Below are 19,705 nucleotides of genomic sequence, written 5' to 3'. Positions count from 1 at the left end.
TAAACAAGCAAAACGTGCGATTCGACATTTCGTGGAATCGACTGAAAAAGCTTCACAAACGGTGGCTGCTTCACCGACCTCCTGCCCTCGTGTGCCGTGAGACGGCTGGGAGGGGGCGGTGGTGTGTGCAGGACGGCCGCGCGCTGGCCTGGACGGAGGGATGCGGGGGGCGGCGCCCGGTGTTCCCCCAGAATCCTCCCGGGCGTACGCCTTTGCGTGCACCGGAACACCCTTTCAGTGATAAAGCGCGCCCCCATGTCCGAGCCCGACGTCATCTCCATCCGTGGTGCCAGGGAGCACAACCTCAAGACCGTCTCCCTGGACATCCCGAAGAAGAAGCTCGTGGTGTTCACCGGCGTGTCGGGCTCCGGCAAGAGCTCGCTCGCGTTCGACACGCTCTATGCGGAAGGCCAGCGCCGCTACGTGGAGAGCCTCTCCTCTTATGCCCGCCAGTTCCTGGGGCAGATGGAGAAGCCCCGCTACGACACGCTGCGGGGCCTGTCGCCCACCATCTCCATCGAGCAGAAGGCGGCCAGCAACAACCCGCGCTCCACGGTGGGCACGGTGACGGAGGTGCACGACTACCTGCGCGTGCTCTACGCCTCCATCGGGGTGCAGCACTGCCCCAACTGCGGCCGCAAGGTGGGCAAGCAGAGCGCGCAGCAGATCGTCGATGAGATCATGAAGCTGCCCGCGGGCACCAAGCTGCAGGTGCTGGCGCCCATCGTCACGAACCGCAAGGGCGAGCACAAGGACCTGCTCGCGGAGGCGCAGAAGCGCGGCTTCTCCCGCGCGCGCGTGGACGGGAAGCTGCGGGAGCTGGAGGAGCGCATCGAGCTGGACAAGAAGTCCAAGCACGACATCGCGCTCGTCATCGACCGGCTGGTGCTCAAGCCGGACCTGCGCACGCGCCTGACGGACTCCGTGGAGACGGCGCTGCGCGAGGGCAAGGGCACGCTCATCATCACGGATGAGAAGGGCACGCCCGCGTCCGACCGCGTGATGAGCGAGCTGAACGCGTGCCCCGCGTGCGGCCTGTCCTTCGGGGACCTCACGCCCGCGTCGTTCTCCTTCAACAACCCGCTGGGCATGTGCACGGACTGCAACGGCCTGGGCACCCGGCCGGAGATGGACGCGGACCTGCTGGTGCCGGACCAGGGCCGCAGCATCCGCGACGGCGCCATCGAGCCGTGGGCCAGCGGCATGAACCGGGGCGAGGGCTGGACGGCGGACTTCGTGGAGAGCCTGGCGGGGGCGTTCAAGATCGACCTGGACGTGCCGTACGCGAAGCTGTCCAAGCGGGAGAAGGACGTCCTGATGAACGGCGTGAAGGGCAAGTCCTTCACCGTGCAGTGGGGCGACAGCGGCCAGTACACCATGGAGTGGGAGGGCCTGCTCGCGCGCACCATGCGCAACTTCAAGACGACGACGTCGGAGGCGCGCAAGGCGGAGCTCCAGAAGTACTTCAGCGACAAGCCCTGCCCGTCCTGCAAGGGCGAGCGCCTGCGCCCGGAGAGCCGCGCGGTGAAGGTGCACGAGCGCACGCTGGTGGAGCTGAGCCGGCTGACCATCACGGACACGCGCGCGTTCCTGACGAAGCTGGACTTGAGCAAGCAGGAGGAGAAGATCGCCCAGGAGCTGCTCAAGGAGATCCGCAGCCGCCTGTCCTTCCTGGTGGACGTGGGCCTGGGCTACCTCACGCTGGACCGCACCGCGTCCACGCTGTCCGGCGGCGAGAGCCAGCGCATCCGGCTGGCGTCGCAGATGGGCAGCGAGCTGACGGGCGTCATCTACATCCTGGACGAGCCCTCCATCGGCCTGCACCAGCGCGACAACGGCAAGCTGCTGACGACGCTCAAGCGGCTGCGCGACCTGGGCAACTCCGTCATCGTCGTGGAGCACGACGAGGAGACGATGGAGGAGGCGGACTACCTGGTGGACTTCGGTCCCGGCGCGGGCGAGCTGGGCGGGCAGGTGGTGTCCCAGGGCACGCCGAAGCAGGTGATGGCGGACGAGAACAGCCTCACCGGCGCGTACCTGTCCGGGCGTCAGGAGATTGAAATCCCCGAGTCGCGCCGCGAGCCGAACCCGAAGCATCAGATCTCCATCGTGGGCGCGACGGAGAACAACCTGAAGAACGTGGACGCGGACATCCCGCTGGGCATCTTCACGGCGGTGACGGGCGTGTCCGGGGCGGGCAAGTCCACGCTCATCAATGAAATCCTGTATCCGGCGCTGGCGCGGGCGCTCTACGACAGCCGCGAGCCCATGGGGAAGCACAAGGCCATCAAGGGCCTGGAGCACCTGGACAAGGTCATCGACATCGACCAGCGGCCCATCGGGCGCACGCCGCGCAGCAACCCGGCCACGTACACCAAGGTGTTCGACGCCGTCCGCGAGGTCTTCGCGATGACGCCGGAGGCGCGCACGTTCGGCTACGGCCCGGGCCGCTTCAGCTTCAACATCAAGGGCGGCCGCTGCGAGGCGTGCGAGGGCGACGGCGTGAAGCTGGTGGAGATGCACTTCCTGGCGGACGTGTACGTCCCGTGCGAGGTCTGCAACGGCAAGCGCTTCAACGAAGCGACGCTGCGCGTGCGCTACAAGGGCAAGAACATCGCGGAGACGCTGGACCTGAGCGTGCGCGAGGCGATGGACCACTTCAGCGCGCACAAGGACATCATGCGCGTGCTCCAGACGCTGGGTGACGTGGGCCTGGGCTACCTGCGGCTGGGCCAGCCCTCCCCCACCCTGTCCGGCGGCGAGGCGCAGCGCATCAAGCTGGCGCGCGAGCTGGCGCGCGTGGCGACGGGCCGCACGCTCTACATCCTGGATGAGCCCACCACGGGCCTGCACTTCGAGGACATCCGCAAGCTGCTCTCCGTGCTCAACCGGCTGGTGGAGGCGGGCAACAGCGTGCTCGTCATCGAGCACAACCTGGATGTCATCAAGAGCGCGGACTGGCTCATCGACCTGGGGCCGGAGGGCGGCGCGGGCGGCGGGCAGGTGCTGGCCACCGGCACGCCGGAGCAGGTCGCTCGGGTGGAGGCCAGCCACACGGGCCGCTACTTGAAGCACGTGCTGGGCAAGGCGCGCCGGGCCCGCATTGGCAAGCGCGTGGACGCGGCCTGAGGGGCCCCGGTAGGGTGGAGGTCATGGCCGAGACCTCCTCCCCGACCAACCGCTTCCCGCCCCAGATTCCCTACATCATCGGGAACGAGGCCTGCGAGCGCTTCAGCTTCTACGGGATGCGGAACATCCTGACGGTGTTCTTCATCGACTACCTGTTGCGCACGCACGTGCCCGACGTGGGCGCGCGCGAGGCGCAGGCGAAGGGCCTGTTCCACCTGTTCATGGCGGGGGTGTTCTTCTTTCCGCTCATCGGTGGCTACCTGGCGGACCGCTTCTTCGGGAAGTTCCAGACCATCTTCGCGCTGAGCCTCGTGTATTGCGCGGGGCACGCGTGCCTGGCGTTCTTCGAGGACAACGCCACGGGCTTCTACACGGGCCTGACGCTCATCGCGGTGGGCAGCGGCGGCATCAAGCCGTGCGTCGCCGCGATGGTGGGTGACCAGTTCACGGCGGGCAACAGCCACCTGGTGAAGAAGGTCTTCGCCATCTTCTACTGGACCATCAACTTCGGTTCGTTCTTCGCGTCGCTGTTCGTGCCGCTGTTGATGACGAAGTTCGGGCCGGCGGTGGCGTTCGGCGTGCCGGGCGTGCTGATGTTCCTGGCGACGGTCATCTTCTGGGCGGGCCGCAAGCACTACGTGCTGGTGCCGCCCACGGGCCCCAACCCGCACTCCTTCCTCAAGGTGGTGGCCAGCGCCTTCAAGGGCGACGCGCCCCGGGGGGGCCACTGGCTGGACCGCGCGAAGGCGACGCACCCGGCGGAGGCGGTGGAGGGCGTGAAGGCGGTGTTCCGGGTGGCGGGGCTGATGCTGCCCTTCATCCCCTTCTTCTGGATGTTGTTCGACCAGAAGGCGTCCACCTGGGTGGTGCAGGCGCGCTCGATGGATCCGCACGTGGGCAGCCTGGTGTTCCAGCCCAGCCAGATGCAGTTCATCAACCCGCTGCTGGTGATGTTGCTGATTCCGTTCCTCACCGCCGTCATCTACCCGCTCTCCCAGCGGCTGGGCTGGGAGCTGACGCCGCTGCGGCGCATGCCCCTGGGGCTGGTGTTCGGCGCGGTGTCGTTCCTCATCGCCGGCTTCTTCCAGGTGGCGATGGAGGGCGGAGCCACGCTGAACATCACCTGGCAGTTGTTGCCGTACATCGTGCTGACGGTGGGGGAGATCCTCGTGTCCACCACGGGCCTGGAGTTCGCGTACACGCAGGCGCCCCGGGAGATGAAGGGCACCGTGCAGAGCGTCTGGCTGGTGACGAACACGCTGGCCAACGTGGCGGTGGCCATCGCCGCGGCGCTCAACGTCTTCACCGGCGCGGGGCAGTTCTTCTTCTACGCGGGCATGGCGCTGGTGGCCGCGGTGGGCATGGCGCTGGTGGCACGCCGCTTCGTCGTGCACGACTACTTCCAGACGGACGCGAGGGCCCCGGTGGCTGGCCACGCGCCGGCGGCAGCCGCGAAGCCCGCGGCCTGAGACAGGGCGAAGAGTCCCTCCGAGGCATCGTCCCCGGGTGAGCATGGGGCGAAGGTTCTCCCCGTGCTCCTGCTCCTCTGCCGCGGCTGTTCATCACGCCCGACGAGCGGCGGCGTCACCGCGCCCAGGCGGGCCTGCGACCCCGGGGGCTGGTCCTTGGTTGTTCTTGGGAACAGCGAAGCACCGTCGTTCCCGTGACATGAATTCCTCATCGCCGGCCTCGCGGAGTTCGAGCGAGAGCTGATCCGCGACCGGGTGCGCGCCACTCTGGCCAGGGTGAAGGCCACCAGGAACGCCCGCGGCAGCAAGGCCGTGGGCAGGCCGAGGCGGGAGGTGGACGCGCAGTCTATCCACCAGTTCCGGGCTGCCGAGGGGAGCCGCAGCACGGCACCTCAAGCCTGAAGCCTTCAACCCAGTTCTGCGATCCACGATGCGACAAGCTGGCGCATGGGCGAATCCGAGACGCTCTGAGCATAACGGGTGAGATACCAGTGAACCCGAGAACGAAGCCCGGGATGCTCCCTCGCGCACAGGCCGAGCAGATCGACGCAGTAGCTCGCTTCTTCGTCGGATCCAGTCTCCAAGAGCGCAAGGAAGCATCCTGCGGCGAGAGACAGCTCACGACCACACTCCCTGGCGACAGAATCGTTCCCCCGAGCCACCTCGTCTGGCGAGGGCTCCCCCCCAGCCAGCTGAACAAGGAGCTCCAGAACTCGGGGACGGGCTGCCGCGGTACATTGCGGCAGTCCGATGACGAGGCACCTGGCTGTCGGCACGGCTGATTCGTGCAATGCGCCCTGAACAACAACCGTGTTGTCGATCTTCCAGTAGGCGCCTTCCGCCTCCTCCTGGGTCTTGGCCCGGACCAGCTCCATGATTGCTTCGGGAACACGATCGGCCGTTCCCTGAGCCCGAAGGCTTCTCCAGTCGTATCTATTAAGTTCCCACATCACGGAAGCAACTCCAGTGGACGGCCGCACGCCCGCGGTGGAGCCCAAGCCGGCGTAACGCGGGCCCCCAGCCAGCGACGGGCAAAGGAAAACGCCGGAGCGCCCCAGGGGCGCTCCGGCGTTGGTGTTTCAGGCGGTGTCCCGCCCGGCTCAGGTGGCCGCGTGCGCCGCGCCGCCGTGCTGCGGGTCGGCCGGCACGGGCGTCACTTCATCCGTGCCGTGCATCATCCGCTTCAGCATGGGGGCGAGGAACAGCAGGATGACGCCCGCCAGCCCCGCGCCGATGACGATGGTGAGGAACACGCTGAACTCACCCATCTTCTCCGAGTAGCCACCCAGCACGCCGGACAGCTTGTTGGCCACCGCGTTCGCCAGGAACCACACGCCCATCATCGCGGAGGTGACGCGCTGGGGCGCCACCTTGCTCACCATGGAGAGGCCCACCGGCGACAGGCACAGCTCGCCCATGGTGTGGAACAGGTACGCCATGATGACCCACCACGCCGCCGCCTTGCCGTCGCCCGCGCTCTCCTTGGAGGCGCCCAGCATGAAGGCGAAGCCCACCGCCACGCAGATGAGGCCCAGCGACATCTTCACCGGGATGCTCAGGTCCTTGCCTCGGGCCGCCAGCGCGCCCCACAGCATCGCGAACAGCGGCGCCAGCCCCACGATGAAGAAGGAGTTGAAGTTCTGGAACCAGGTGGTGGGCACCTCCCAGCCGAACATCACCCGGTCCACCTTCTGGTCCGTGTAGAGGTTCATCAGGCCGCCCGCCTGCTCGAAGCCCGTCCAGAACGCCACCACGAACAGCGCGATGATGAAGATGACGATGATGCGATCCCACTCCTCGCGGGAGAAGGTGTGGCGCTTGCCATCCGACGTCGCCGTCACCGACGGGGGCGGACGCGGCGCGGGCTCCAGGCCCACGTTGCCCAGCAGGCGGCGGGAGAAGGCCATGAAGATGATGACGCCCAGGGCCATGCCCACGCCCGCGGACCCGAAGCCCCAGTGCCAGCCCACGCGCTCACCCAGCGTGCCGCAGATGAAGTTGCCCAGCACCGCGCCCAGGTTGATGCCCATGTAGAAGATGGTGAAGGCACCGTCGCGCCGGCCGTCCCCCGCGGGGTACAGCCCGCCCACCATCGTGGAGATGTTCGGCTTGAAGAAGCCGTTGCCGATGATGAGGAAGCCCAGGCCCGCGTAGAAGATGGAGACGCCTGGCAAGGCCAATAACAGGTGGCCGATGATCATCAGCACACCGCCCAACAACACCGCCTTGCGCTGGCCGATGTAGCGGTCCGCGATGTAGCCGCCCAGGATGGGCGTCAGGTACACGAGGCCCGTGTACGTGCCGTAGAGGCCCAGCGCATCCGCCGCGGACCAGCCAAAGCCGCCCCGCACCTTGTCGGTGAGGAAGAGCACCAACAGGCCGCGCATGCCGTAATAGGACATGCGCTCCCACATCTCGGTGGCGAACAACAGGTAGAGGCCCGGGGGATGCCCCTTGCGGGCCTCGCCCGCGGCGACGGTGCTTTGCATGCCGTGAGTTCCTCGAACGGATTCTTGTGAGGGGGAACGAAAGACGCGCGACTGTAACAGAGTCATGCCAACAGCGAGGACAGAGGACACCGCGCGTGCAGGGGAATTCCCGCTCCCTGCGCGAGCAGCCCCTCGGGCCCCCGTGTCTCCCGTCCCGTGGCCGCGTGCGTCAGCTGATGCGCCGCGACCAGCGCCCCCAGCCTGACGTCCCGGCACCCGCACCAAGGGTGGAGGTCGCCGCCAGCGGCTCCGCGTGCGCCGGGCGCAGGGGCAGCCGCACCTCCACCCGCGTGCCCTGCCCCATCTGGCTGGAGATGTGGATGCGTCCGCCGTGCTGCAGGACGATGCGACGGCTGAGCGCCAGCCCCAGGCCGGTGCCCTCACCGGCCGCGCGGGTGGAGAAGAAGGGCTGGAAGAGCCGCTCCAGGTCCTCCGGGCGGATGCCCACCCCGGTGTCCACGATGGTGACGCGCGCCTCGTCGCCCTCCTGCGCCGTCTCCACCAGCACGCGACCGGTGGAGCCCACCGCGCGCAGGGCGTTGTCCAACAGGTTGAGCCACACCTGGTTGAGCATGCCGGGGTCGCCCCAGATGGGATCCGCGCACTGGTAGGCGCGCTCCACCACCACGTCCGGGGGGATGCGCCAGCCCAGCACGCTGAGCGTGGAGTCGAGCGCCTGATCCAACCGCACCGCCACGGGCTTCTCCGCCGTGCGCACGAAGGACAGGAGCGACTCCGCCAGGTGGCGGATCCGCTGGCCGCACTCCTCCATCACCTCCAGCATCGCCGGCCCCATGTTCGGGTCGCCGCCGGACTGCCGGCCCTGGAGCACGTCCTTCAGCGGGATGAGCGCGTTCATCAGCCCGTTGAGCGGGTTTCGCACCTCGTGCGCGAAGCCGGAGGTGAGCAGGCCGATGGCCGCCAGCCGCTCGTTCTCCGCCGCGCGCACCGCCGCCTCGCGCAGACGCAGCTGCGTCTCCACGCGCGCCAGCAGCTCTCGCGGGCTGAAGGGCTTGCCCAGGTAGTCATTGGCGCCCGCGCCCAGGGCCTCCACCTTGGCGGCCACCTCCTGGCGCGCGGTGAGCAGGATGACGGGCAGGTCCACCGTCTGCGCATGGGCGCGCAGCTGCACCAGCAGGTTGAGGCCGGACAGCACCGGCATCATCACGTCCGACACCACCAGGTCCGGCCGCTCCTCCAGCGCCCTGCGCACGCCCTCCTCGCCGTTCGCCGCCTCCAGCACCCGGTAGCTGGGCGCGAGGATGTCCGCGATGAAGGCGCGGATCTCCGCGTCGTCCTCCACCACCAGGATGCGGGGGGCCTTGGAGTCCGCGCGCGTGTGGTCCTGCGGCTCCGTGGGGCGCTGCGTCCCCGCGACGGTGGCGGCCAGCACGGTGGCGAAGCGGCCGGAGCTGCGGCGCTCCCGGCGCGCGGGCAGGTCCGTGACCCGGCGCTCGCGCAGGTCCTCGCGCAGGTGCTGGGTGCCCTTGGGCAGCCGCACGCGGAAGCTGCTGCCCTGGCCCGGCGTGCTCGACACCTCGATGCCGCCCGAGTGCAGCTCCAGCGTCTCCTTCACCAGCGCCAGGCCAATGCCGCTGCCTCCGAAGCGCCGCGTGCCGGACGTGTCCGCCTGGGCGAAGCGGTCGAAGATGACGGACAGGTCCGCGGGCGCCATGCCCTGGCCGGTGTCCACCACCTCCACGTGCACGCTGGCCTCGTCCTCGCGCAGGCGCACGGCGATGCTGCCCCCGGGCGGCGTGAACTTGAGCGCGTTGGACACCAGGTTGTGGAACACGCCCTCGATGCGCTCCACGTCCACGTGCACCGGGGACAGCGGCCCGCCCTCCAGCGTGAGGTTCAGCCCCTGCTTCTCCGCCACGGAGCGGAAGGGCAACAGCTGCGACGTGAGGAAGGCGTGCAGCTCCAGCGGCTGGTAGCGCAGGCGCACCTTGCCCGCCTCCAGCTGCGCCAGGTTGAGCAGGTTGTCGATGAGGCGCAGGAGCCGCTGCGTGCTGCGGTCCAGCGTCGTCAGCTGCTGGCGCACCGACGTGGGCAGCGACTCCGGCTCCTTCTGGAGCGCGTCCAGCGACAGGAGGATGAGCGTGAGCGGGGTGCGCAGCTCGTGGCTCACGTTGTCGAAGAACTCCGTCTTCAGCCGGTCCTGCTCGCGCTGCTTGATGAGCGCCGCCTCCAGCTTCGCGTTGGCTTCCGACAGCTCCCGCGTGCGCGCCGCCACGCGGTCCTCCAACGCCACGTTGCTGCCGAAGACCTCGTCGTAGCGCTGCTGCAGCTCGCGCAGCGAGCCCATGTTCGCCTGCGCCTGCGCGGCGAGCAGCTCGTCCTTGCGCTTGAGCTCGCGCCGCCGGTCCAGCCACCCGCCCAGCGCGAAGCCGCCCACGCCCAGCGACGTCACGGAGAAGAGCGCGTCCCCCCAGCCCAGGTGCGTGGCCAGCAGCCCGCTCACCATGCCCAGCAGGAGGCCCAGGTAGTGCCCCCAGAGCGTGGGCGGATCCGTCCAGGTGAGGTGATAGCGGCACGCCTCGCCGCCCAGCACCTGGCACTCCGTCTCGCGCACCTCCGCGGGGGCCAGGCCCCAGATGGTGGGGAAGGACGCGAACTGCCCCATGCGCAGCTCGCAGATGTTGCGGGTCTGCTCCGGGGTGCTGCTGCGGTAGGACAGCTTGAGCCGCTTGTGCTCCAGCAGGTCCACCGTGAACATGCCCACCCGGTTGTAGCTGGGGGAGAAGTCGATGGTCTGTTTGTAGCAGGCCTTGGGGGAGCCGAAGGCGCGCAGCATGTAGAAGACGAAGCCCAGCGCCTGCGGTGACGCGGTGAACAGGCCCGCCTCGCGCATGAAGCGCGAGTCGCCGGACTCCTCGCGCAGCGCCGCCGCGGCGCGCTCCAGGAAGCGCAGCGAGACGTAGTTCGTCGGCGTGCGCATGTAGTCCAGCCCCAGGCTGAACCCGTGCTCGCGCCACACCTTCGCCAGGCGCTCGGCGCCGTAGCGGTGTTCGAAGTACAGCAGCAGCGTGGACGTGGCGCGGACGCTCACCTCCGGGGCGTTGTCCGGCGACACGTCCTGCACCTTCACCGCCGGCAGGCGTCCACTCACGTTTTGGTTCCTTCGGTGACCAGCGTCACCGCATATTTCAGTCCCTCCGGGTCCGCCAGCATCTCCAGGAACGCCTCGCAGTGCGCCTGATAGGCGGCGGGGCCGCCCAGGGCGGGCACGGCCACCGGCGCCAGGGCCTCGAAGCGCGTCTTCCAGTCGCGCAGCAGCCGCGCCTCCGCGGCGCCCGGCGCCAGGTAGAAGGGCATCAGGTGCACGCGCAGGTCGGTCAGCCCCGCGCGGCGGAACTCCGAGTAGAGCTTGCGCCCCACGTACAGGTCGAACCCCCGCGCCTCCAGCGCCTCCACGATGCGCTGCGTGCCTTCGCGCAGGGCCTCCGGGAACGGCCAGTTCTGGAAGCCCAGCCCGTCGATGTCGGACACCACGACCCGGCCCCCCGGCCGCGTCACGCGGACCAGCTCCGCGAGCGCCACGCTCCGGTCCGGCAGGTATTCGAAGACGTACTGACTCCACACGTAGTCGAAGGCGTCCGAAGGCAGGCCCGTGGTGCGCACATCCGCCTGGACGAAGGACAGGTGGGGCCGCTGGCCATTGCGCGCCCGCGCCTCGTCGATGCGGCCCGCGTGAAGGTCCACGCCGGTGACATGGCCGCCCTCCCCCACCACCTCCGCCATCAACTCGGCGATGCCTCCCGGGCCGCAGCCCGCGTCCAGCGCCCGGTGCCCCAGCTTGAGGCCCGTGCGGTGGAGCATCGCGCGCGTGTCCTGGGCCTGCTGCTGCTCCCAGAGGCGGCGGGACTCGTCAGCGGATTCCATCAGGTACATCACCGCGCCTCCTGATCATGCGCCGGGACCGGGGACGGGGACGGGGACGCGGCCGGGACCGGGGACCGGTGCGGCGCGCGCCGGGTGGGCACCTGCCGCTCGAAGAGCGAGCGCCAGGCCTCGCACCAGCGCCGCACCATGGAGCGGTGGAAGGTCCACTCGGAGAAGCAGCCCTGGTCCACGAACCCCGCCTCGCGCAGCACCGGCACGTCCAGCGCGTCCACCATGCCCAGCGCCGAGCGCCGGCCCCGTTCGAGCGCGTGCGCCATGCACCGCCCCGCCAGCGCCGCCACCGCGTCGCGCGTCAGGGGGTGCTCGCGGTCCGCGACCACCAGGTTGAACCCGTTGGTGACTTCGATGAGGCTCAGGCCGGGCGTCGCCTCCTCCTGGAGCGCCATCGCGACCGGCCCCGCCGCCCCGTCCACCACGAACATGCGCCGCTCCCGGTGCAGCCCCGCCCTCCGGAAGCGGTCGCCCAGGGCGGACTCGGCGCCCGGGTCCGCGCGCAGGTCCTCGCTGAGCAGGCGCACCATCTCCCCGCGACGGCGCAGGTACGACTCCAGCCACTGGCGATCCTCCGGCCCCGCCTCGCGCACGGCTGGCAGCACCCGCTCCGCCGCGACCGGCCTGGGCCCCAGGTCCGCGCGCAGGTAGTGGAACTGGCGCAGGTGACACAGCCCCTGGCCCTCCAGCACGCGCGCCAGCCAGGTCCCCAGCCGGTGCGGCCAGCGGTTGTCGGTGCGCCACATGTAGCGGATGAACTCCACGTCCTCCATCGCCTCGCCCACCTCCACCGCCAGCGACGTCAGCTCACTGGAGATCTGCTCGCCCCGCCGGACCCCCGGCAGCACGGCCAGGTGCTGCACCAGCCAGGTGCCGGAGTACATGCGCAGGCCGTTGACGTGCCCCAGGAGCCGGTGCGGGTCCGTGAAGACGAGCGAGCGCCCCAGGTCGCGCGCGCGGCCCAGTCGTTCGTGGGTGGCTTCCAGGACGGGCAGGACGCGGGACTCCTCGCCGAACGGGTGGTCCGGGTGGAAGGTGTAGCGGGCGTCCTCCATCATCCGCCAGAGGTCCGGGAAGCGGAACTCCGTGCCGTCCTTCACCTGGGGCGCCCGCGCCGACACGAACGCGTCCACGATGGCGTCGCGCACCGTCCGCGGCATGTCCAGGATGCGCACCCCACAGCGGTAGGGCCTGAGGCGCTGATCATGCCGGGCCTCGAAGGGGACGACGTCCACCGAGCGCACCTCCACCCGGCACGCCACCTCCGTGCCGTCCGGCAGCAGCAGCGTGGTGTCCAGGTGCGAGCCCGCGGGCAGCACCTCGCACGACGCGTCGATGGGGAAGGCGAAGCCGCGCGCGCCCAGGTCCAGCACCGCGCGGGTGATGCGCTGGCCGCCGAAGGGCGAGGTGAAGCGCACGAGGAAGCGGTGGTGCGCGCTGGGGCGGAAGCGCTGCTGGTCGCGCCGGTTCTCCACCGACAGCGAACGGGGCAGCCCCAACACCACGCCGTCCCGCGCGACGTGGAGCATGCTGGTGACGCCCGTGTAGCGCTGACCGCCCATCTCGAAGGAGAGGTGGACCACCTCGCCCACGCTCGTGGGCATCGCCGGGGAGACCTGACCGCGCAGGTGCCCGCGCTCCTCCGACGCCTCCACCGCGGCGGACTCCAACCGGAAGTGCGCCGCCTGGCGGTCCGGAGGGTGCAACCACAGGGGCAGCTCCCGCCGGAGCGCCTTGCGCAGCGCGGCCTGCACGGCCACCGGGTCCCGCAGCGTGCGCGGCGGGGCCGCCGTGGCCTCGCCGGGTCCGGGCCGCCAGGAGAGGCCCACGCGAAGGAAGGCCTGTGGCCCCTGCTGGACGGGCGTGGCGTGGCGCACGTACGCGCGGGCCACGTGCAGCACGGGGCGTCCGTCGCGAACCATGGACAGCCCCTCCAGGGGCGTCCCCGGAAGGAAGGCCGCCATCGACGCGTCCATGGGCACGAGCAGCGCGGCGCCGAAGTGGCCCAGGTCCTGGCACTCCGCGACGAAGGACCGCCCGTGCAGCAGGAAGTCCACCCGCATGCCCGCGTCCAGCGACACGCGCGTGGAGGCGCGCAGCTGGAGGATGTCCCGCAGGCGCGCGCTCAGCTCCCCTTCCGTCAGCGCGTCGTCCACGGTGCTGAAGACGTGGCCCTCCGCCGCCGTCTCCACCAACTCCTCCAGCCCCTGCTGATCCGACCGCGCGCAGACGAACACGCAGACGGCCTCCGGCGCGGCCCGGTCCACGTGGCGCAGGAAGCGGCGCGCGTTGTCCGCGGGCGCGATGATCAACGTGGGCACCGAGGACTCCATGCGGCGCGTGGCCTCCAACTGCGAGCCCACCGCCGCGACCCGGTGCGCGCCCAGCGCCGCCACCAGCGCGCCACGGCGCGCTTCGTCGGGGTGGACGATGAGGACTTCGTGAGTCGGCACGCTCATGGATTTTTCCCGACGCGCAAGAGCCACTCCGGCGCCCGTGCATGGCGCCATTCCCGTCGACGCGGGGCTCGCACGCGCCCCGTTCCCGCCATCCGCATGTCTTGAGTGTCCGAGCCCGGTGCTCTTCCGCTGCCAGCGGCCACGCTGCGACGCCCTCCCGGTGAGCCGCCGGCAAACAACCACCGCGTACTTTACCTGCTCCCATGGATTAGGTGATGTACGCGGGGGTGAGAGACTTTTCGGAATAGGTTAAAGCCGCGGAGTCATCCGGGACCCCCTACTGGGTAGGCCGGACGGCTGGGGTGTGGTGGAGCGCGCTGGCCCCCGCGTCGGGCGGCGGTTACAGAATGCGCGGGCGACGAGGAGGCCCCCCATGGGCGAGACGGTGGACTACGAGGCCGGCATCCGGGAGCTGAAGCGCTCCATGAACGCGGTCATCCTGGCGCACTACTACCAGGAGAGCGAAGTGCAGGACGTGGCTGACTTCGTCGGCGACAGCCTGGCGCTCGCCCAGGCCGCGGCGCGCACGGAGGCGGACGTCATCGTCTTCTGCGGCGTGCACTTCATGGCGGAGACCGCGAAGATCCTCAATCCGACCCGGCAGGTGCTGCTGCCGGACCTGAAGGCGGGCTGCTCGCTGTCGGACCGGTGTCCGCCCGCGGCCTTCAAGGCCTTCAAGGACAAGCACCCGGACGCGTTCGTGGTGTCGTACGTGAACAGCTCCGCCGCGGTGAAGGCGATGAGCGACGTCATCTGCACGTCGTCCAACGCGGTCCGCATCGTGAACCAGATTCCGAAGGACCGGCCCATCCTCTTCGCGCCGGATCAACACCTGGGGCGCCACGTGATGAAGGAGACGGGGCGCGACATGGTGCTGTGGCCGGGCAGCTGCATCGTCCACGAGATCTTCAGTGAGAAGAAGCTGGTGGGGCTGAAGGTGGAGCACCCGGACGCGGAGGTGGTGGCCCATCCGGAGTGCGAGCAGCAGGTGCTGCGGCACGCGGACTTCATCGGGTCCACCAAGGCCATCCTGGACCACGTGGTGAAGAGCCCGAAGTCGAAGTTCATCGTGGTGACGGAGGCCGGCATCCTCCACCAGATGAAGAAGAGCGCGCCGGACAAGACGTACATTCCCGCCCCCCCGGACAACGGGTGCGCGTGCAACGAGTGCCCGTACATGCGCCTCAACACGCTGGAGAAGCTCTACCGGTGCATGCGGGACCGGACCCCGGAGCTGGTGCTGCCGGCGGACCTGCAGCACGCGGCGCTCGCCCCCTTGCGGCGCATGCTGGAGTGGTCGGCCTGACGAGGCGTCCAGCGGACTGTCGTCCGCGTCCCAGGTTTGGAAACTCGCGTCTTGCGGATGGCGGGCCCAAGTGCCATGGAAGAAGCGTGGCCTTCCGATTCCTCGCAATTCCTGCCCACCGGCTGGTGGACTTCCCCAAGACGCTGCCGGACGACGAACGCCTCGAGCCGGACCTGCCGCCGGTGCTCGAGGCGGTGGAGCGCGCCCTCGCCGGCGCCGAGTTCCGCGACCTGAAGGCCAGGGACCGCATGCGCGCCCTGCTCCAGGGAGACCGGCCGCCCGCGCTGGGTTCGCCGGGCAAGGGCTTTGGCCCCAGCGCCGTCTTCGCCCAGCCGCCCCAGGACCTGCCGGCGCTCCTGCGCATGGCGGACGAGCTGGAGCAGCTGGCGCGGCGGGAGGCAGGCGAGCGCGCCCTGGTGTGGAAGTGCGGCGAGTGCAGCGCCCGCTACGCGGTGCCGGTCGCCCTGGTGCGCCAGGTGTCCATCCGCTGTGAGCGCTGCGGCCACCCGGTGCAGCTGTCCTCGCAGCAGAGCCTGGGCGAGGAGGCCCTCATCGACCCGTTCCAGGGCGCGGTGAACACCAGCCGGTACGAGCTGGCGGCCTTCTTCCGCGAGGCGATGGCGCGCGGCTGGCCCGTGCTCGTCGCCGAGGGTGGAACCCCCGCGCCGCGCGGCCGCTCGTCCAGCACCGCGGCCTGAAGCCGTCCGGGGCCCACGCGAGGGCCCCGGTGACGCACCTTCACTTCAACTTCAGATGAAGACGCCCGCGGACGCGTCGTAGCGCGCCTGCTGGAGTTCCTGCGTCGCGGGACGGCCGCGCAGCGCATCCGTCACCTGACGCGGCGCGGCGCGGCCCGAGCACTTCGAGCATTCGCACTTGCCGCGCTTGCAGGTGCAGTCCGCCTTGCTGCCGCACGAGCACTTCGCGGTCAGCAGCTGGTCCAGCTCCTCCAGGGGGCGGGGCGCCTCGTCCTGCTTCGCCTGGGGAGGCGTCGCGGAGGGCGGGGCCTTGTCCTGGGAGGCGGTCGCCTTCGCGTGGGCCTCGCAGGCATGGGCGGTGGCGGGCAACAGCCACAGGCCGCCCAGCAGCAATCCCGCGGTCATCAACGTCGCGCTGCGTGCCATGTCCGCTCTCCTTCGCGAGGACCGGTGAAGGCCCCCGCGAGTCCGGCCTATACCCCAGCCCACTCCCCCTGCCAAGGCATTCGCGCGCACCTTTACCCACCTATCAACAGAGCACACGGTGCGCTCGCCCGGCGCGGGGGCGCGCGCATACAGTCCGCGCCCTCCTGCCCGTGACGAACCGAACCGCCCGCATCGCCTTCGCCGCCGCGCTCGTGCTGGGCGCGCTGCCCCTCTGGGTGTCGCGCGTCCTGCCCATGGTGGACCTGCCGCAGCACCTGTACCTCATCTCCGTGCTGCACCGGCTGGATGACCCGACGACGCTGTACCCCTCGTTCTTCGAGGCGCGGCACGCGCTGACGCCGTACCTGGGCTACTACTACCTGGTCAGCGCGCTCAACTGGCTGCTGCCGCTGGAGGTGGCCAACCGCGTCTTCCTCACGGCGTACGTGGTGGGGATGCCGCTGGGGATGGCCTTCCTGCTGCGCGCCCTGGGCCGGCCGTCCTGGCCCGCGCTGCTCACGCTGCCCCTGGCATACGGAGACAGCTTCGGGTGGGGCTTCATCAACTACCTGGCGGCGCTGCCGCTGACGCTGGTGTGCTGTGGCCTCTTCGTGCGGACGCTGACGGACGTGCCGCGCCGCCGGGCGTGGGGCGTGGGGCTCGCGGCGTGCCTGGTGGCAGTACTGCTCTTCCACGTGCAGGCGTTCGGGTTCCTGGCGTTCGGGCTGCCGTGGCTGCTGCTCACCACGCCGGTGCCGGAGGACGCGGGGGCCACCACCATGGGGGCCCGGCTGAGGGCCCGCGTGCCAGCGCTGGCGGGCGTGGTGCCCGGCGTGACGCTGTTCCTGGCGTGGGTGGTGCTGCGCTTCGGCGACCCGCCGGACATCCAGCCCGGGGCGCCGTGGAAGGCGTGGGGGCCCACGTTCTCGCCGCAGAACCTGGCGTGGAAGGGCTTCGCGCAGAACCGCGCGGAGTTCCTCCAGGTGCTGGCCAACACCTTCCACGACGGTTCGGACCGGTGGCCGCTGTACGCCGTGGGCGCGGTGGCGGTGGCGGGCTGGGTGCTGGGACTCTTGCGGCCGGGGACGCGCCGCGAGGGACCGGTGGCGCGCTGGCGGCTGCTGGGGCTGGGGGGGCTGGCGCTGGCGCTGTTCTTCCTGCTGCCCTTCGACATCCGGGGGTACGTCTACTACCTCAACACACGCTACGCGCACCTGGCCGCGGCGCTCCTGGTGGTGAGCATGCCGGCCACGCGCGTCGAGTGGCGGCGGCCCCTGGGGCTGGCGGCGGCGGCGAGCGCGCTGCTGCTGGCGTTCGTGATGGGCCGGGGCTTCCGCGACTTCGCGGAGGAGGCCCGCGAGTGGGACGCGCTCGCCGACGTCACCGGCGCGCGGCCGAAGGTGATGGGGCTGGTGTTCGACGCGGGCTCCCGGGTGGTGCGCTTCCCCGTCTTCCTGCATGGCGCGGCGGTGCTGGCGCGCGAGCGTGGTGGCGTGCCCAACTTCACCTTCGCCAGCACGCCGCATTCGCCCCTGCGCTACCGGGGCGAGGTGCCCCCCACCTTCCCCTCCGAGTGGCGCCCCCAGGAGCTGGACTACGCGACGCAGGGCGTCTGGTACGACCACTTCCTCGTGCGCGGAGCGCATCCCTCCCGCGTGTTCGGAGGACGACTCCAGTCGGAGTTGGTCATCGTGGGACAGTCCGGGAGGAGCTGGCTGGTGCGGCGGCGGTAGCGCGTGAAGTAGAAACCCGGCGCATGAGCCCTGTCTCCACCGAGCCCCGCCCCCTGCTGGACGCGCTGCGCGCCGGCACGCCCCTGCCCTCCTTCCCCGAGGCGGACGTCGAGCAGGCCCGCAGGCTCGCGAACGACGTGGCCGCCGCGTCCGCCGCGTCCGTGGAGGCCCTGCCGGAGCCCCTGGCGGGCGCGGTGCTGGAGGCCGCCGTGCTGGCGGGGCACGCGGCGCTGCCGGAGGCCCTGTCCGCCTCGTCGGTGAAGCCGCTGGCCAAGGCGGCGAAGAAGGCGCTCTACCGGCTGCGCTCGCGCGGCGTCACCCCGCCAGAGGCGCCCAGGGAGGCGCCGCCCTCCGCGGCTCCGGAGACGCTGCCAACGCTGGTGACGGTCATGTCCTCCACGGGGCAGTACGGCCTGCTGCTCACCCGCGTGGTGCGCGGCGGCGTGGAGCTGCTCCAGGTCATCGCGTCGGATGAGCAGGGGGTGCAGGAGCTGACCCGCACGGAGCAGAGCCGGGGCGACATCCGCCGCATCCTCAAGCACGGCCTGCGCAACGGCTTCGGCATGGAGGTTTCCCGGGAGGAAGGGGCCCGGCTGCTCGCGGAGGCCGCGGCCCTCAACCTGCGTACCCGCACGCCCTTCCCGCCCGACCTGGAGGCCGCGCTGCGCCACCACGGCGTGCAGCCGCTGGAAACGCCCGAGCCCCTCCCCCCCCCCGAACCCGAGGACGCGCGCCGGGTCCTGGAGGGCGATCAGCTCCACGCGACGGCGGAGATCGCGGAGTGGCTGCCGCCCGACGCGCAGGTGCGCGGGTTGATGGATCAGATCCAAGCGCTGGCCACGAGCCCGCTGTCCTTGAGCGCCGCGCAGCGCCAGGAGCAGGTGCGGCAGCGGGTCCAGGACGCGGCGCGGGCCTTCTTCACCCCGGAGGTGCGCCAGCGCTACGCGCGCCGGCTGTGGCGGATGGCGGCCTTCTTCGACGCCACCCAGCGGGCCCTCCAGGCGGACATCGCGAGGGGCGAGGCCCGCCGGCTCTTCCACGGGCTCGACGAGCCGTTCTCCCGCTTCGCGGAGACGCTCTTCGCCAAGGTCGTGGCCCTGGCCGCGGCGGGCGCGCAGGCCCAGGCGGCCCCGTCCGCCGGAGGGCCGCAGGCCGCGCCCTCGGACGAGCGGCGCGGCCCGGGCGGCCTCATCCTGCCCTGACGACCCCGGGCTGGGCCTGCCTCAGGCCTGCTCCGTCCGGGCGCACAGGAGCAGGTCCAGGTTCTCCCGCTCCCAGGCGAGCGCCCGCTGGTAGTCGTGGAAGCGCTTCTCGTGCTCCATCAGCTCCGGCGGGTGGATGCAGCGCCGGCCGTCCTCCCCCCGGCGCGCGCGGTAGACGTGGTGCAGCATCTCGTGGAAGACGATCCACTCCACGAAATAGCGGGGCACCAGCGGCTGGTCCAACGCCGGGTGGATGCGGATGACCTTCGAGTCCGCCGAGTACGAGCCCATCTTGATGCTCTTGCGCGGCCCCTTCACCCGGGGCGCCGGCCCGTAGGTGATGGCCGCGTCGATGCGGCTCTGGAAGTAGCGCTCGTTGAGCTTCTCGTAGATGCGCCCCAGGTCATGGTAGCGCCCCACCGGCGACAGCCGCAGCCGCTTGCGCATCTGCGCCGGTGACAGCCGGCGGATGAAGATGCGGTTGCGCTCGATGTACCGGTCCAGGAGGGCGCTGGCATCCGCGTCCCCCTTGCGGACGAAGCTGGCGAGCGCCTGGAGCACGTCATCCGGCGCGGCCAGGAACATGTGGTGCAGCCGCAGCCGCCACAGCGCCCGCTGACGCTGGAAGGTCAGCATCGTGTGCGTGTTGTCGTGGATCTCCACCGCCACCTTGCCCCGCAGCCGCGTGCGCAGCCTCCGCTCCAGCACGCGCCGCCACACCTTCACCAGTCGGTTGGGCTCGGGGGCGACCGGGAGCTGCCGGGCCACCCTCCCCGCGGGGTAGGTCCTCTGTCGGTTGATGTTCTTCTGCTTCTTCGCGCGAGCCATAGAGGGGGCGGAGTCTACGGACCCCTCTGACATGTGTAAACGCGCCCGCCTGGTGGAAAGCCAAGGAAT

12 protein-coding genes are annotated in these 19,705 nt (G+C 70.5%); 6 read left to right on the top strand and 6 right to left on the bottom strand.

Annotated features, from left to right (window positions below; all coding sequences use genetic code 11):
- Positions 1-255 precede the first annotated feature (255 nt).
- A complete protein-coding gene (gene uvrA / locus GTY96_RS16745) occupies positions 256-3,129 on the top strand; it encodes an excinuclease ABC subunit UvrA (protein ID WP_143902014.1) in 2,874 nt (957 codons plus the stop codon).
- 23 nt (positions 3,130-3,152) lie between these two features.
- On the top strand, positions 3,153-4,598 hold the full coding sequence (locus GTY96_RS16740) for a POT-type proton-dependent oligopeptide transporter (RefSeq protein WP_161665267.1): 1,446 nt from the start codon (positions 3,153-3,155) through the stop codon (positions 4,596-4,598).
- 1,100 nt (positions 4,599-5,698) lie between these two features.
- Here GTY96_RS16740 and GTY96_RS16735 read toward each other — a convergent pair.
- The 4 genes from GTY96_RS16735 to GTY96_RS16720 form a co-directional block, all read right to left on the bottom strand.
- Positions 5,699-7,087 (bottom strand): peptide MFS transporter, encoded by a 1,389-nt coding sequence (locus GTY96_RS16735; RefSeq protein WP_161665266.1) that lies wholly within the window; start codon positions 7,085-7,087, stop codon positions 5,699-5,701.
- A 169-nt stretch (positions 7,088-7,256) separates the two neighbouring features.
- Positions 7,257-10,199 carry an ATP-binding protein gene (locus GTY96_RS16730; RefSeq protein WP_255442180.1) on the bottom strand — a complete coding sequence of 981 codons (2,943 nt, stop codon included), beginning with the start codon at positions 10,197-10,199 and terminating at the stop codon, positions 7,257-7,259.
- Positions 10,196-10,981 (bottom strand): methyltransferase domain-containing protein, encoded by a 786-nt coding sequence (locus GTY96_RS16725; RefSeq protein WP_186001913.1) that lies wholly within the window; start codon positions 10,979-10,981, stop codon positions 10,196-10,198. Before GTY96_RS16725 ends, GTY96_RS16730 begins: the two co-directional genes overlap by 4 nt.
- Positions 10,981-13,443: a PilZ domain-containing protein gene (locus tag GTY96_RS16720; RefSeq protein WP_235685668.1), complete on the bottom strand. Its 2,463-nt coding sequence runs from the start codon at positions 13,441-13,443 to the stop codon at positions 10,981-10,983. Before GTY96_RS16720 ends, GTY96_RS16725 begins: the two co-directional genes overlap by 1 nt.
- 373 nt (positions 13,444-13,816) lie before the next feature.
- On the opposite strand from GTY96_RS16720, the gene nadA reads away from it, so the two are divergent.
- Complete coding sequence (gene nadA, locus GTY96_RS16715) at positions 13,817-14,749, top strand: quinolinate synthase NadA (protein ID WP_143902022.1); 933 nt, start codon at positions 13,817-13,819, stop codon at positions 14,747-14,749.
- A gap of 86 nt (positions 14,750-14,835) precedes the next feature.
- Positions 14,836-15,447 (top strand): zinc ribbon domain-containing protein, encoded by a 612-nt coding sequence (locus tag GTY96_RS16710; protein ID WP_143902024.1) that lies wholly within the window; start codon positions 14,836-14,838, stop codon positions 15,445-15,447.
- Between the two features lie 51 nt (positions 15,448-15,498).
- Here the strand turns inward: GTY96_RS16710 and GTY96_RS16705 are convergent, their stop codons facing one another.
- The gene (locus GTY96_RS16705) at positions 15,499-15,873 is read right to left on the bottom strand and encodes a metallothionein (protein WP_143902026.1); all 375 of its coding nucleotides are present in this window, start codon (positions 15,871-15,873) and stop codon (positions 15,499-15,501) included.
- 170 nt (positions 15,874-16,043) lie between these two features.
- Here GTY96_RS16705 and GTY96_RS16700 point away from each other — a divergent pair, with 170 nt between their 5' ends.
- Both GTY96_RS16700 and GTY96_RS16695 read left to right on the top strand, forming a co-directional pair.
- Complete coding sequence (locus tag GTY96_RS16700) at positions 16,044-17,606, top strand: hypothetical protein (protein ID WP_328700911.1); 1,563 nt, start codon at positions 16,044-16,046, stop codon at positions 17,604-17,606.
- Positions 17,607-17,629: 23 nt separating this feature from the next.
- A complete protein-coding gene (locus GTY96_RS16695) occupies positions 17,630-18,808 on the top strand; it encodes a hypothetical protein (RefSeq protein ID WP_161665265.1) in 1,179 nt (392 codons plus the stop codon).
- Positions 18,809-18,829: 21 nt separating this feature from the next.
- Here GTY96_RS16695 and GTY96_RS16690 read toward each other — a convergent pair whose 3' ends face one another.
- Entirely contained in the window at positions 18,830-19,636 is an 807-nt protein-coding gene (locus GTY96_RS16690; protein WP_201756142.1) for a hypothetical protein, read from the bottom strand.
- Positions 19,637-19,705: the final 69 nt, after the last annotated feature.

Source organism: Corallococcus silvisoli (assembly GCF_009909145.1).
Lineage (GTDB): Bacteria > Myxococcota > Myxococcia > Myxococcales > Myxococcaceae > Corallococcus > Corallococcus silvisoli.
Note: the sequence above shows the minus strand (reverse complement) of the source record. Positions and strands in the feature narration are given on the sequence as shown.

Excerpts from the sequence above, each read along its gene's own strand:
- uvrA (WP_143902014.1), top strand. The coding sequence starts at position 256 with ATGTCCGAGCCCGACGTCATCTCCATCCGTGGTGCCAGGGAGCACAAC.
- GTY96_RS16740 (WP_161665267.1), top strand. The coding sequence starts at position 3,153 with ATGGCCGAGACCTCCTCCCCGACCAACCGCTTCCCGCCCCAGATTCCC.
- GTY96_RS16735 (WP_161665266.1), bottom strand. The coding sequence starts at position 7,087 with ATGCAAAGCACCGTCGCCGCGGGCGAGGCCCGCAAGGGGCATCCCCCG.
- GTY96_RS16725 (WP_186001913.1), bottom strand. The coding sequence starts at position 10,981 with ATGTACCTGATGGAATCCGCTGACGAGTCCCGCCGCCTCTGGGAGCAG.
- GTY96_RS16720 (WP_235685668.1), bottom strand. The coding sequence starts at position 13,443 with ATGAGCGTGCCGACTCACGAAGTCCTCATCGTCCACCCCGACGAAGCG.
- nadA (WP_143902022.1), top strand. The coding sequence starts at position 13,817 with ATGGGCGAGACGGTGGACTACGAGGCCGGCATCCGGGAGCTGAAGCGC.
- GTY96_RS16705 (WP_143902026.1), bottom strand. The coding sequence starts at position 15,873 with ATGGCACGCAGCGCGACGTTGATGACCGCGGGATTGCTGCTGGGCGGC.
- GTY96_RS16695 (WP_161665265.1), top strand. The coding sequence starts at position 17,630 with ATGAGCCCTGTCTCCACCGAGCCCCGCCCCCTGCTGGACGCGCTGCGC.
- GTY96_RS16690 (WP_201756142.1), bottom strand. The coding sequence starts at position 19,636 with ATGGCTCGCGCGAAGAAGCAGAAGAACATCAACCGACAGAGGACCTAC.